This is a genomic window from Shewanella sp. T24-MNA-CIBAN-0130, assembly GCF_040310185.1.
Lineage (GTDB): Bacteria > Pseudomonadota > Gammaproteobacteria > Enterobacterales > Shewanellaceae > Shewanella > Shewanella psychromarinicola.
The window spans coordinates 16,022-30,151 of record NZ_JBEOPP010000058.1 but is presented as its reverse complement, the minus strand read 5'-3'; the positions used below and the strand labels follow the sequence as shown (position 1 = coordinate 30,151).

Annotated in this window: 11 protein-coding genes; 7 read left to right on the top strand and 4 right to left on the bottom strand. The window is 41.1% G+C overall.

Annotated elements, in window-relative coordinates:
• Positions 1 to 85: 85 nt before the first annotated feature.
• The gene (gene rsmF / locus AAEZ02_RS18190; protein ID WP_124013019.1) at positions 86 to 1,540 is read right to left on the bottom strand and encodes a 16S rRNA (cytosine(1407)-C(5))-methyltransferase RsmF; all 1,455 of its coding nucleotides are present in this window, start codon (positions 1,538 to 1,540) and stop codon (positions 86 to 88) included.
• Between the two features lie 124 nt (positions 1,541 to 1,664).
• Between rsmF and AAEZ02_RS18185 the strand changes: the two genes are divergently transcribed.
• Positions 1,665 to 2,891, top strand: coding sequence for a spore maturation protein (locus tag AAEZ02_RS18185; protein ID WP_101031009.1), 1,227 nt, complete (start codon positions 1,665 to 1,667; stop codon positions 2,889 to 2,891).
• A 141-nt stretch (positions 2,892 to 3,032) separates the two neighbouring features.
• Here the strand turns inward: AAEZ02_RS18185 and AAEZ02_RS18180 are convergent, their stop codons facing one another.
• From AAEZ02_RS18180 to AAEZ02_RS18170, 3 genes are all read right to left on the bottom strand, one after another.
• Entirely contained in the window at positions 3,033 to 5,678 is a 2,646-nt protein-coding gene (locus AAEZ02_RS18180; protein ID WP_124013020.1) for an MlaD family protein, read from the bottom strand.
• Positions 5,665 to 6,261 carry a paraquat-inducible protein A gene (locus tag AAEZ02_RS18175; RefSeq protein WP_101034658.1) on the bottom strand — a complete coding sequence of 199 codons (597 nt, stop codon included), beginning with the start codon at positions 6,259 to 6,261 and terminating at the stop codon, positions 5,665 to 5,667. Before AAEZ02_RS18175 ends, AAEZ02_RS18180 begins: the two co-directional genes overlap by 14 nt.
• Positions 6,262 to 6,370: 109 nt before the next feature.
• On the bottom strand, positions 6,371 to 6,997 hold the full coding sequence (locus AAEZ02_RS18170; protein ID WP_101031014.1) for a paraquat-inducible protein A: 627 nt from the start codon (positions 6,995 to 6,997) through the stop codon (positions 6,371 to 6,373).
• A gap of 212 nt (positions 6,998 to 7,209) precedes the next feature.
• Between AAEZ02_RS18170 and AAEZ02_RS18165 the strand changes: the two genes are divergently transcribed.
• The 6 genes from AAEZ02_RS18165 to AAEZ02_RS18140 all read left to right on the top strand — a co-directional run bounded on the left by AAEZ02_RS18165 (position 7,210) and on the right by AAEZ02_RS18140 (position 13,978).
• Positions 7,210 to 7,503 (top strand): YebG family protein, encoded by a 294-nt coding sequence (locus AAEZ02_RS18165; protein ID WP_101031017.1) that lies wholly within the window; start codon positions 7,210 to 7,212, stop codon positions 7,501 to 7,503.
• 49 nt (positions 7,504 to 7,552) lie between these two features.
• Positions 7,553 to 8,011 (top strand): free L-methionine (R)-S-oxide reductase MsrC, encoded by a 459-nt coding sequence (gene msrC / locus AAEZ02_RS18160; protein WP_101031020.1) that lies wholly within the window; start codon positions 7,553 to 7,555, stop codon positions 8,009 to 8,011.
• Between the two features lie 277 nt (positions 8,012 to 8,288).
• Complete coding sequence (gene proQ / locus AAEZ02_RS18155) at positions 8,289 to 8,900, top strand: RNA chaperone ProQ (RefSeq protein ID WP_101031021.1); 612 nt, start codon at positions 8,289 to 8,291, stop codon at positions 8,898 to 8,900.
• Positions 8,901 to 8,922: 22 nt separating this feature from the next.
• Positions 8,923 to 10,974 carry a carboxy terminal-processing peptidase gene (gene prc, locus AAEZ02_RS18150; RefSeq protein ID WP_101031025.1) on the top strand — a complete coding sequence of 684 codons (2,052 nt, stop codon included), beginning with the start codon at positions 8,923 to 8,925 and terminating at the stop codon, positions 10,972 to 10,974.
• Positions 10,975 to 11,109: 135 nt separating this feature from the next.
• On the top strand, positions 11,110 to 13,671 hold the full coding sequence (gene pepN, locus AAEZ02_RS18145) for an aminopeptidase N (protein ID WP_124013021.1): 2,562 nt from the start codon (positions 11,110 to 11,112) through the stop codon (positions 13,669 to 13,671).
• 91 nt (positions 13,672 to 13,762) lie between these two features.
• The gene (locus tag AAEZ02_RS18140) at positions 13,763 to 13,978 is read left to right on the top strand and encodes a DUF2835 domain-containing protein (protein WP_164839474.1); all 216 of its coding nucleotides are present in this window, start codon (positions 13,763 to 13,765) and stop codon (positions 13,976 to 13,978) included.
• The last annotated feature ends 152 nt before the right edge of the window (positions 13,979 to 14,130 follow it).

The following is a 14,130-nucleotide window of genomic DNA, read 5'->3' as shown; positions in this document are numbered from 1 at the left end:
ATATATGACAGCAATCCTGTCCCTGTTATCGATGAGTTATACCTTGCAATACGGGAGGAGACCATATATGAGGTTAATTAGTGTGTCATAGACTTACGTTAACCTTGTCGCGGACTAATTCACGCGGTAAATTGTTTTTCAGCCTATGGCCTAAGTGTTTTACGACCCCAAGTACGACCTTGTGATAACTCACTAACATTTCACCTCGTGGCATTATGGCTAAATGTTGCTGTACCGATTCATCAAAAGTAGTTATGGCAATATCACGACCCATTAAATAATCTTGTGCTTGCGCGGCACTCAATTCCATAGTTTTTGTTGGGTTATGTGCTGCTGCTGATAAAGCAATAACGGCTTCATGTTTTGCTTTGTAGCCTTTTTTCATTGCATCAGCGAGCTTAATGCCAATACGTTGAAAGCGCATTTTGCCAATAAACGGTATAAATTGGGCTGGAAATAACCAATATTCATCATCACGTACCATGATCACGTCATCACTAGGTAACTCGAGACAGAAGTTGTTTTGAAAATATTGTATTAACTCCGTTTTTTGCTTTTCGTTTACGGGAGTAAATGGAAAGTTTTTTTGTAATTTTGGCTGTTTTTCTACTCGCTCGACTGAGGCTATTTTGCGGATTTTGGCGACAAAAAAACCTTCACTGTCGTAAATTTGTGGCCAAACATGTAGAAAACCTTCTTTAGTGCACGCTTGGTCTGCGCCATCAAATAAATCTGTCAATGAGATAAATTCAACCGCATCAGGATATATTTGTTTTAAGTGTAGACAGATATGTTGGTTTTCTAACTGGCTTAGGGTGCAAGTAGAATAGACTAAGGTCCCACCAGGTTTTAATGCCAAAAATGCAGATTCGATAAGATCTTTTTGGGTTTCGCCAATCGCAGTAACATCATCAATATCCCAATGTTTTAATGCCAATGGATCTTTACGAACCGTTCCTTCGCCGCCGCAAGGAGCATCCAATAAAATAGTATCAAACGATTCAAATAAATACTCACCAAATACTCTGCCATCAAAATGGGTCAGGGCAGTATGGCTTGCGCCCATTCGTAGCACGTTGGCATGCAATACTTTCACTCGACTGGCGGAGTATTCATTAGCAACTAATAAGCCACGGTTATTCATTAAGGCTGCTATTTGAGTGGTTTTAGAGCCAGGAGCTGAAGCAAGGTCTAAGACAATTTCAGGTGCGGTATCATTTGAAAAGAGTGCAGTTGGCGGCAGCATAGAGCTGGCTTCCTGGATGTAAAACAGCCCTTGAATATGTTCGATGGCATTGCCTAGCTGAATGTCATCTTTGCCTTCAATCCAAAATCCGTCCTCACACCAAGGTATCGGTGAGAGTTGCCAGCCTGCTTGCGTCATGATGTTGATAAACGCGACGGTACTTATTTTTAGTGTATTAACCCGAATGGATTGACGAAGCGGTTTATCACAATAAGCGATAAACTCTTCTAAAGATAAGTGGGCGGGTAACTCTTTCTCAATGTGCTTGATAAAGTTTGTATTTAATTGGGCCATAATAATAAACGATAAATTATTTTTGCAGTGATTGGGTCGATCATATCACGGAATTGTACGCCCTGATCGGCAATGATTACTGTATATTGAGGTTATTAAAACCGACTGGGTTATGGAGATATATGTGTTAAATAGAGTGTGGTTAGTATTTTTTATCATTGCCGCGTTGTCTATCGTGATCCAATTGGTAAATGGCAACGTCAATGTATTAAGCGAGTCGGTTACTGCTTTGTTTGCCAGTGCCAAATTAGCGGCAGACATCTCAATTGGCTTGATTGGTGTGCTAGCGTTATGGATGGGCCTTATGCAGGTGGGTGAAAAGGCCGGTGTAGTGGGTTTGTTTGCCCGTATATTCGAGCCTTTACTCTCCAAGTTGATGCCTGAGGTTCCTCGTGGCCATGTGGCGTATGGGAGTATTAGCATGAATCTGACTGCGAATATGCTGGGGTTAGATAATGCCGCAACCCCCTTAGGCTTAAAAGCAATGCATGATCTGCAAACGCTTAACCCGGTCAAAGCGGTTGCAACCAATGCCCAAATTTTATTTTTAGTGTTAAATACCTCCTCGGTAACGTTAGTCCCAGTGACAGTGTTTCTCTATCGCGCGCAACAAGGTGCTGCTAATCCTGCTGATATCTTTTTGCCTATCTTGTTGGCCACAAGTGTCTCGACCGTTGTGGGGCTGCTGGTTGTGGCTTTGGTGCAACGTATCTCGTTATTCAATAGTGTTATTTTGGCTTATGCTGCCATCATTATGAGTGTGTTCATGGCAGGTATGGCTTATTTAGTGACATTATCGGCCGATGCAATAGGCCAAGTGTCTATGATTTTGGGCAACGGCATATTGCTATTGCTCATTCTAAGTTTTATTTTAGTCGCCGGTTATCGCAAAATTGCTGTGTATGAAGAGTTTGTCGACGGTGCAAAGCAGGGGTTCAGTCAAGCAATCCAGCTTATTCCTTATTTGTTGGCGATGTTATTAGCGATTGGTTTTCTGAGGGCTTCTGGCGCATTAGATTATGCTTTGCAGCTCTTAGCTAGCGTCGTTAGCGCATTGGGAGCCGATACGCGCTTTATTGATGCGATGCCAACGGCATTGATGAAACCCTTTAGTGGTTCAGGCGCGCGGGCTATGATGCTAGAAACCATGAGTCACCATGGTGTTGACTCATTTGCTGGCCGATTAGCCGCAATCTTGCAAGGCAGTACCGAAACGACTTTTTATGTGTTGGCCGTTTACTTTGGTTCTGTCGGGATCCGTAATGGCCGTCATGCGTTGGCATGTGGTTTAACTGCTGATATTGCCGGTATTACTGCAGCCATAGGCGTGTGTTATTGGTTTTATGGTTAATAATAAAAAGTGTAAATGTATTTTAGTACGGGACAGTGATAAAAAAGGCCGATAAATTTATCGGCCTTTTTGTGTTTGAATCGTTATTTAACCTCAACGGAGAAAAGGCTGTTTGATAAGCGTTTATTATCCCGAGTGAATTTATTTAGCTTGTGTAGGTCGCCATTGTGTCCATTCATCTTGCGAATTTGCATGTAATGGGAAACGGCTTGTGGCATCGATACTATTACTGTCTGAGGTTGCATCACGTGTAGCAAATGCTATTCCGCCGGCAAGTATGGTCTCTAATGATCCCGTTTCTAACTTCGCGCCTGAAAATAATCCGACATCTAACTTAATCCCTGAAGCATCCCAAAACTGGCTGCTTTGGTTAATTAAATGAGCATATTCAGCATTGACATGGGCAAACAGCGTTATTTCAATACCTGAATCATCTAGCTGATAACCATCAATTTGGCCGACGTTAATGCCGCGAAAAAATAATGGCGTCCCCACTTTAATGGAACCCAGTTGATCATCAACTAATTGGAATACTACAGCATCTTTGGGCACATTGGCTGCAAAACTAGCGTGCGCTAAGGCGACAAACGTATCAACTAATTCCAGACTCTTGCCAGGGATAACCCCAATATACGGCCCCGTTAATAATGCATCTAGTGCATTAATCCCAGCTAAAGAAATCTGTGCATCAATAATGAAGTATTCACTGTCATTGGTGCTGAAGTGATGTGCATATTGGCCAAACAAATACGCTGTTGCACTAAGCGTGTTTAAATCTTGGTTTAGCTTAACGTGTGTCACCTCACCAATTTGATGACCTTGGAAACGAATGGCGGCATTGGCAGTGATGTTTGCACTGACGGGTAAGGTGAGATTAATGACCTTAGCCTGCATAAGCGCATATGATTTTTTGTCATACAAGCGCAGATTCGGCTCACTGTGTTGAATATCAGCTATGTCATCTATGTGGCCAAGAGTAATACTGCCGTTAATAGCGCCTTTAAGTGGGGCGACATTAATATCAACGCCCGCGAGACTGGCATTGATGGCGACAGCATCGTTGCGCCAAAACACTGTATTGGGTTTTATTAGTGGAGCAAATTTATTGTCGATATTAATATCAATGTTAAATTTATCTGTGTTTGCTAACCAGTTAATTTTACTTACCGAGCCGATTTGCATTTTTTTATAATAAATAGGTGATCCTTCAGCTAAATCTGCCCCATCAATACTGGTCAAGGTTAAATGGGTCATTTGCTGCTGAGCATATAATGCCTTGGCTGACTCAATTGATTCATGCAGTTTCAATTTACTATTGACCGCAAGTAGGGCGCTGTTATTACCTGGAATTAAGCTAATAGCCCCTTCAAGCATAGTGGTTACATCTCGAGTCTTAACACTTATGCCTTCTAATGAAGCATTTATGGATAATGCACTTTCAGGCACAAAGAAACTTCCCTTCGTGAGTAAATTTTTAAATTCAGGTAGAATTTCAATATGATACTCAACAGTTGAAAAATCTTGGCTTATGTTAGTACTGAGAATTTGGCCAATAGGTAATTGTTTATAACGCACTTGTGCACCATTACTGACACCAGTATGGGTATTGGCAACGACAGTTAGCTCAATTTTGTCTTCACTGAGTAAGTCTGGTGCACCTGAAGCCAGTTCAAATTGCATCGCCTCAGTTGATGCCTGGCTACCAGGCAAAACATTAATCACACTTCCTGTAACGAGTCGACTGACGTGTTTGACACCTTTTAATGATATTTCGGGACCACTTAACCAAAACTGACTATCTTTGGCAATTAACGCTTTGTACTGGTAGTTAACTCGAGCAATGAATTGAACCCCGGTTGGCGTTAAGGATTTTTTCTCAATTTGACCAATAGCAATACCACGGTAGATGATAGCTGTCCCTTCGCTGACATCCTCACCATTTGCCGCAGTTAGGCTAAAATCAATTCCACCGAGAGCCGTTTGTTGATCTTCATACAGGGTATATTCATCGCCATTTACCGCTTTTTCGGTATCAGTGCCACTATCAAAACTAATTCCGCCTGCTAAAATTGACGCAATACTTTCGGTACTGACTTTGATGCCAGCTAATGAGGCATCAATCTTTAACCCCGAGACATTCCAAAAGTGGGAATCTTTATTGACTAAATGAGCATATTGCTCTTGAACAAATGCGCTGATAATAATTTGCTTGTTGCCGTGTAGACGGTAGCTGACCACACTGCCGACAGGCGCTTGACGGAAAAATACTGGCGAGCCAACATCAATAGATCCCAGTCGAGGTGATTTTAGCTCGATCATGAGCCCTTCAATGCCGGGGAGGATTGCTGGCGCTTCTCGCTCAGCTTCGAATTCGGTTGCAGAGCGCCCATCTCCTGGCTGAATGGCAATATAATTGCCTGAAAATAAGGTGTCTAATCCTTCGACTCCAGTAATACTCGCTTTGGGTTTGACTAACCAAAAAAGAGTATTTTTGTTTAAAAATGGATCGGCGCGATAATCCATTACCACTTTGACGTTAACCCCTCTGAGATCATCATCAATACCAATGTCGGTGACTTTACCTACCGACAAACCTTGGTATTTTACCAAGGTTTTACCAATATCGATCCCGGCGGCACTGGGGAAGTGGATCAAAACGTCAATGCCGGACTCATTAATGCTTTTTACTCCTAACCAAGCACCTAATATTAAGGCGACAACAGGCAATAACCATATTGGCGAGAATAATTTTTTCTTCACAACTTTAGGCGATTCAATTTGTGTCATTAGTGTGTTCCAAGCGGTCCCAGAGTAAACGAGTATCTAACACTCTTGCCGCGAGTTGAGTCAGTAAGATTACTAACGCAAACGCGGTAGCGGCAGGTGCAGGTTTTGCGTCTAATAGTTGCCCCATATTGACTAGGGCAACTGTTAATGAAATCACGAATAAATCAAGCATTGACCAACGGCCAATCCATTCAATGATATGAAAACCCACCATCAATTTTCTTTTTGATACTGGAAGGTTAAAGCTGATAGCCGTTAAATAGGTGGCCAAACCAATAATTTTTAGCCAAGGCACTAATATACTGGCAGTAAACACAATAATAGCAATCGGGAACATGCCCGTTTTGACCAGATGGCTAATACCACTAAAAATAGTGTCATGGGTAACCTCTCCCCGATTTGTCAGGAGGGTTATTGGGTAGATATTGGCGACAACAAGTAAAATTGTTGCGGTAACCAGTAAAGCCCAACTTTGCTGAATGCTGGCATAATTTCGACTACTTAACTGGCTAAAACAGCGTCGACAATGACTACTCGTCGTCAGATTAACCTTGCGACAAACGGGACATAAACATAAGCCCATTTTTTTCCCCTGCAAATGCGTGGGAGTATTCGCGGTCGGCGCGTCTTTAAACTCATCAACCGATTCGGTAGGGAGCAAGGTCGGTTTATCTGGGGGTGCAATAGGAAGATTAGTCATCAACATAACCCCACATATGTTCTAGGTTATATTCACGTTGTAAAAATAAAATGATGATAAACAACATCGTAAAACAGAAGGTACCCATACCGAAATACACATCTGAAAAATCAGATAATTGGAATGCCGACACTAAAAAGCTAATCACATAAATTTCTAACATGGTCATTTGCGATATTAAGCCATGGTTTTTTAACAATGTGGTGTACGCTCTTTGCCAAAATGAACTGTGTAATTTTAGCTTTACAACGACAACCTGAGTCAGAATCGACAATATTAATAATCCAGGGGCGATAACAGCCGCAACCATGACGGCTAAGCCGACAACCCAATAACCTTCAGACCAAACTGTCACCGCGGCATGCATGACTGTTGTCGTGCGGACACTGCCAAGAAAGTGAATTTCTAATACAGGTAATAAATTGGCCGGAATAAAGATAACTAATGCTGCAATGCATAACGCCAGCATGCCATTAATAGAACAATAAGGAGAATCATAAAGAGCAGTATGACAACGAGGACAAAGCGCTCTAGCACTAGAGGGCAAGGCTCGTTTTCTCACCGCCAAATCACATGATTGGCATAACGTTATAGAATCATGATCATCAAATTCATGCATGAAGAATTAGTCTAATCCATTGTGAAACACATTATTGGGTAGCGAAGAGTTAAGCCTCTCTGCTTTGCCTTATATTGGCAGATAAATGAGTCTGTTGTTCAACAATCTCAATTTTCTGTGTTTGATAATATCAGAATAATCAGAACACTTGCATCATAAGTTAACTATGTGAGATTCTATGCACTGTATATAAAAACAGTGAGGATTACATCATGGCAGTGATAACCCAATTTGTCGTGGTCAGAGAAGGGGTGGAGAAGATGACATTTATATCGAAGAAAGAGGCTGATGCCTACGATAAGATGCTTGATATTTCCGATAACCTGGTGCCGTTTCTTATTAAGGCGGACCTCGGACTTGATGAAAATAAATGCGAACAACTGGCATTTTATCTAGCAAACAATAAAGATGAGCTTTCTAACTTGCTAAAAGGCATCGTACAGGTTAAAAACGCTCCTACAGCCAAAACCAAAAAGACTGCGGCTAAAAATACACCACTAGAATAGCGGCGTTAATCACTCTGTTTTCGAGTGAATGTCAGCTTAAGGAATGGAAATGAAAACCGAATTTTACCAAACATTAAATCGTCAAGCACAAGCTTTACTTGAAGGCGAAGATGATTTAATTGCGGCAATGGCAAATTTTTCAGCGTTGCTAAACGACAACTTAGCAGACCTCAACTGGGCTGGTTTTTATATCAAGCGTGGTGAGCAATTAGTACTAGGGCCTTTTCAAGGTAAAGTGGCTTGTACCCGTATCATTATGGGTAAAGGTGTATGTGGCACTGCTGCAGCGGAAAATAAAACCCAACGAGTGGCAGACGTGCATCAATTTGACGGCCATATAGCATGTGATTCTGCCAGTAACTCAGAAATAGTGATCCCTGTTAGACACGGCCATGAGGTTGTGGCAGTGTTAGATATCGACAGCCCATTATTGAATCGATTCGATCAAGATGATCAAATTGGTTTAGAATATATGGTAAAAAGCTTCGAAACTTGCCTATTTGGTTAAATAGCGAACAATTTTGATTAAATCATGGTCGCATTCGCTGTCGCGGGCTTTATAATATGCCGCTGTACGCATTTGTGCTGGATTTACTGATGATCGATGATTAAGCTGACAGTAAGTTTGGTTAAATTGTTAAGGTTTGTTTCTATGACTTTAGCAAACGAGCGGATAGTGATATTTTGTACGTTGAGCCTTAACAGTAAGGTTTAACGAAAGATGAACGACTGCATGGCAAATCTAATGCCGCATAATCAGTCCCTTTATTAACGTGGAAGTAAAAATGGAATCAACAGACAAGTTGACCGACACCAACGCAATTTTAGCGTATTTATATGAAACCTTTCCTTTATGCTTTATTGCTGAAGGCGAAACTAAACCATTAAAAATTGGTTTGTTTCAAGACTTGGCTGAACGGTTAGCTGATGATTCTAAAGTCAGTAAAACACAATTACGTGTAGCGCTTCGTCGTTACACAAGCAGCTGGCGCTACTTGAAAGGCGTTAAAGCGGGTGCCAAACGTATCGATCTTGAAGGTAATGAATGTGCTGAGTTAGAACAAGAACACATCGACCATGCTATTCTTACACTGAAAGAAAGCCAAGAGAAAGCCAAAGCCAAGCGTCAAGCGTTAGCGCCTAAAAAGCCTGCTAAGAAAGTTGCGCCTAAACGTGCTCCAGTGGTTAAGAAAGAACGTCCAGCTGCAGTAGTTGCGCCAGTCATTAAACTTGTGCCTGCAAAGCTTGAAGATTTGAAACAAAAGCAACGTGTGAATGTTAAATTAGGAGCCACACCAGTACCCGGTGTTGTGACTGATATTAATAAAGAAGATGTGCTTGTTCAGTTAGATACTGGCTTATCCATCAAAGTACGTGCAGAACACATACTATTATAGAAAATTTAAGGAGTACTTGTTGATGCGAAAACTTACCTTGGCCGCGTCAATTGCCTGTTTATTTGTCGGCTTTTCGGCATGGGCAATTTCACCAACGATTCAAATCAGCGAGTTACCTAAACTAGCACAAGAGCCACAGCATAAAGTGGCTAGCAAGCGAGTAACAACTTTGTTTACTCGCTCGCATTATCACCGTTTTAATCTCGATAATGCATTTTCTGAACAAATCTATTCTCGCTTTCTTGAGCAGCTTGATTATCGCCGTAATGTGCTGACTGCGGCAGACATTGCTAGCTTTAGTCAATATCAAAATCTGTTTGATAATATGCTCGAGTCAGGCAATATTAGCGCAGCATTTAAGATGTACGATGTGGTGCAAAAGCGTCGTTATGAACGTTTTTCTTACGCCTTGTCTTTGCTTGATAAAGAATTTGATTTTACCAAAGCAGGCGATTCGTATGAATTTGATCGCAAAGATGCTGCTTGGCCAAAAGATGAAGCCGAAGTTAATGACCTTTGGCGTCAGCGGGTTAAATACGATGCGTTAAACCTAAAGTTAACCGGAAAAAAATGGCCTGACATTGTTGAAGTGCTCGAGAAGCGTTATAACAATGCCATTAAGCGTTTAAGCCAAACCCAAAGTGAAGACGTATTTCAAACCGTGATGAACGCGTTTGCTCGCAGCGTTGAACCTCATACAAGTTATTTATCTCCCCGCAATGCAGAACGTTTCCAAATGGAAATGAACTTAAGCCTCGAAGGCATTGGTGCTGTGTTACAAATGGATGATGACTATACCGTTATCAAAAGTTTAGTAGCCGGAGGCCCGGCCGCAAACAGTGAAAAGTTATCACCTGAAGATCGAATTGTCGGTGTTGGCCAAAAAGATGGCGATGTAGTTGACGTTATCGGTTGGCGTTTAGATGATGTTGTTGACCTGATTAAAGGGCCAAAGGGCAGTGAAGTTGTTTTACAAATTTTACCGAAAAAAGGTGGTGCGAATGCTAAGCCTTTTGAACTGGTCATTACCCGAGATAAAATTCGCTTAGAAGATCGCGCTGCGACCTCAAAAGTGGTTGAGCCTAAAGAAGGTCAATATGCGGATCGTAAAATTGGGGTGATCCAGATCCCTGGTTTTTATATGAATTTATCTCAAGATGTAGCCAAAGAAATTACTCAACTTGAAAAAGACAATGTTGAAGGCATTATTATTGACCTTCGTGGTAATGGCGGCGGCGCGTTAACGGAAGCAACATTACTGACAGGCTTGTTTATTGATAAGGGTCCAGTGGTTCAAATCCGGGATGCCAATGGTGGTATTAATCAAAATAGTGATAACGATGGTGTCAGTGCATACAATGGCCCATTAACTGTGATGGTTGATCGTTATAGTGCATCAGCATCAGAGATTTTTGCAGCGGCTTTACAAGATTATGACCGTGCACTTATTGTGGGTGAATCGACCTTTGGTAAAGGAACCGTTCAGCAACATAAGAGTTTAGGTCGAATTTATGACATGTATGAAAAACCGATTGGTCACGTGCAATATACCATAGCTAAATTTTACCGTATTAATGGGGGCAGTACTCAGTTAAAAGGCGTCACTCCTGATGTGAGTTTTCCGACTGCATTAGCGCCTGGTGAATACGGCGAGTCAGAAGAGAAAAATGCCTTACCATGGGATAAAGTTCCAGTAGCTCAGTACAGCACGCTAGGAAATATTACCCCGATGTTGATCCAAAATCTTGATGCGAAGCATAAAGAACGGATCAGTAAAGATGTTGAGTTCAGTTATATTTATCAAGATATTAATGAGTTTAAAAAACATCATAAAGACAAAACGATATCGCTTGTTGAAAGCGAACGTATGGCCTCTCGTGAAGACGATGATAAGCGCGCTCTAGACCGGGCAAATGCTCGTAGAGTCCATGATGGTTTGGCTGCGGTAAAGTCTTTAGATGACATAGAAAAGAGCGATGACAGTAAGTTACCTGATGCCTTTTTAGATGAAACTGCTTATATTACACTCGATATGGCCGATGCTGAAAAAATGGCTAAAACAAGCCTAAAGTAATTTATGATAACTGTTAAAAAACGCGCTTAAGGCGCGTTTTTTATTAATCACAATAATTAATAATGATGCCAATTTTTTAAGTTTACACCCCAATATCATCAAACTGGCTTCAGTACTGTTCGACAAGGATCCTGTATGAATCAAGCTCAAGAAAAACACCTAAAAGATTATGCAAAGCCTGCCTTTACCATTTCCCATATTGATTTGAACGTTATTCTCGATGGTAAAAACACTAAAGCCACTGCTGTCAGCAAAGTGATCCGTAATGGCGATCATCAACATGATTTAGTGCTTGATGGTGAACAACTTTCACTTAGTTCGGTGAAGATTAACGGTGTGGCGGCAAATTATCGTCAACATGATAGCCAGTTGACGATCACCACAGAACAGACAGAATTTGAATTAGAGGTCATCACTTTACTCGATCCTGAGACTAACTCTAGTCTTGAAGGTCTTTACATGTCAGATGGTGCTTATTGCACCCAATGTGAAGCTGAAGGATTTCGCCGGATCACCTATTTCTTAGACAGACCCGATGTTCTGGCTATTTATACCGTGCGCATTGAAGCCGATAAACAAGCATGTCCTTTTTTGTTAAGTAACGGTAATTTAATTGATAAAGGCGAGATGCCACGTTCGGGTCGTCATTTTGTACAATGGCATGATCCATTTCCAAAACCAAGTTACTTATTTGCCCTCGTGGCAGGAGATTTTGATTTACTCAATGATACCTTTATCACGCTGTCTGGACGTGAGGTTAAACTGCAAGTATTTGTAGATAAAGGTAATCTACATAAAGCTAACCACGCAATGGCGTCATTGAAAAAAGCGATGAAATGGGATGAAACCCGTTTTGGTCTTGAGTACGACCTTGATATTTATATGATTGTTGCCGTTGATTTTTTCAATATGGGCGCCATGGAAAATAAAGGTTTGAATGTCTTTAATACCAAGTTCGTTCTGGCGGATAAAGCCAGTGCTACAGATGACGATTATCATGGTATTGAGTCTGTTGTTGCCCATGAGTATTTTCATAACTGGACCGGTAACCGAGTGACGTGTCGTGATTGGTTTCAGTTAAGTTTAAAAGAAGGCTTAACGGTTTTTCGCGATCAAGAATTTAGTTCCGATGTGGGTTCTCGCGCCGTAAATCGAATTCATGCTATCCGAGTGATGAAAAACCAACAGTTTGCCGAAGATGCCGGTCCTATGTCTCATCCTATTCGTCCTGAAAGCGTGATTGAAATGAATAATTTCTATACTGTGACGGTTTACGACAAAGGGGCTGAAGTGATCCGTATGATGCACACCATTTTAGGTGAGGAAGGTTTCCAAGCAGGGATGAAATGCTATTTTGAACGTCATGATGGCCAAGCGGTAACCTGTGATGACTTTGTTAATGCTATGCAAGACGCCAGCGGTAAAGATTTAAGCTTATTCCGTCGTTGGTATAGCCAAGCCGGCACGCCTGTGGTGACAGTTAAAGACAGTTTTAATGCAGACAAGGGTGAGTATCACTTAACCGTTTCTCAGCAAGTAATGTCACAAGGCGTTAAGGGGCAAACACTTCATATACCGTTCAGTGTTGAATTATTGGACAGTGCAGGGCAATCAATTGTCAATAAAGTGCTTGATGTGACTAAAGCCAGCCAAACATTTGTGTTTGATGGACTGGACAATGCGCCTGTAGCCTCTTTACTACAAGACTTTTCGGCACCCGTTAAGCTGGTTTACGACTTTAGCATTGACCATCTTGTTCACCTTATGCGTTATGCCTCTAGCGAAGTGGCTCGCTGGGAAGCATCAGTACAATTAATCAGTCAAACCATATGGAACAACGTTGCTCAGTTGCAAAAGCAGCAAGTCATGATGGTTGATAATCGTGTTATTGAAGCATTCAGAGGTGTCATTTTAGACGCCAATATAGATCAAGCCTTAGTGGCTGAAATTCTCTCTATTCCTTCGGCCTCAGCATTAATAGAGCAGGTGGATAATGTTGATTTAGATGCATTGGCTAAAGCCAGAGAGTTTGTTATTGAAGAGCTCGCATCAGCTTGTGAAGATGAGTTATTGGTTCGTTATCGAGAGCTATTGCTTGTTGATAATGCCGGTGCGCGGGCATTTAAAAATATTGCCTTATCATTACTATGCCAAGTGACAGATACTCATGAATCATTAGTTGAAAAACAATACTATTCCGCTAGTAACATGACTGACAGCTTAGGTGCTTTGAAAGCGGCAGCTACGGCAAAATTAACCTGTTTACCTATGTTACTCAGCGACTTTGAGTCTACGTGGCAATCAACCCCATTAGTAATGGATAAATGGCTTACTCTGCAAGCTTTAGTCAATAGTGATGAGGTGATAGAACAAATTAAAACGCTGACCAAACATCCGAGTTTTAGTTTTTCAAATCCAAACCGTATTCGTTCATTAATTGGCGCTTTTGTGGCTGCCAATACCTATCAATTCCATCGTGCCGATGGTGAAGGGTATCGCTATTTAACCAAAATTTTAGTGAAATTGAATAAAACAAACCCACAAGTCGCATCACGAATGATCACGCCATTAATTCAGTTTGCAAAGTTTGATCAACAGCGCCAACAATTAATGAAACAGTGTTTAGTCGAATTAAAATCACTGCCAGATTTATCGACAGATTTGTATGAAAAAGTGACTAAATCGCTAGTAGAATAATGGTCGACATTCACGCTTATTTAGGGTGAATAATCGCGTGGCCTGAAATCGAAAAAAGGAGAGCTTGCTCTCCTTTTTTATGGAGTAAATTATGGATTTTTTGTTTTCTCTCAACGTGAGTTATGAAGCATTTCTACCTTATTACCAAGGACTTGCAGAAAAAGTGCAGGTAAGGGACCACCAAGGTCGTGTTTTGCACATAAATGGTAAGTATTTTAGACCTTATTTAACCCTTCAAGGCATCCACGGACAGTTTAAATTAGTCCTGAGTCCTGAAGGGAATTTTAAATCAATTACTAAATTATAGAGTATTTACTTCAAACGTTTGATTCATTAGTTATGTGTTAAGTAGCCGTCCTTGAATACTTATAAGTCTATGAAAATAAACTTTTTTCATTAATTGTGGAATGATTGTAATTTTATCGTCGTTGATAATTCAAATATAGGCCTGTTTTATTT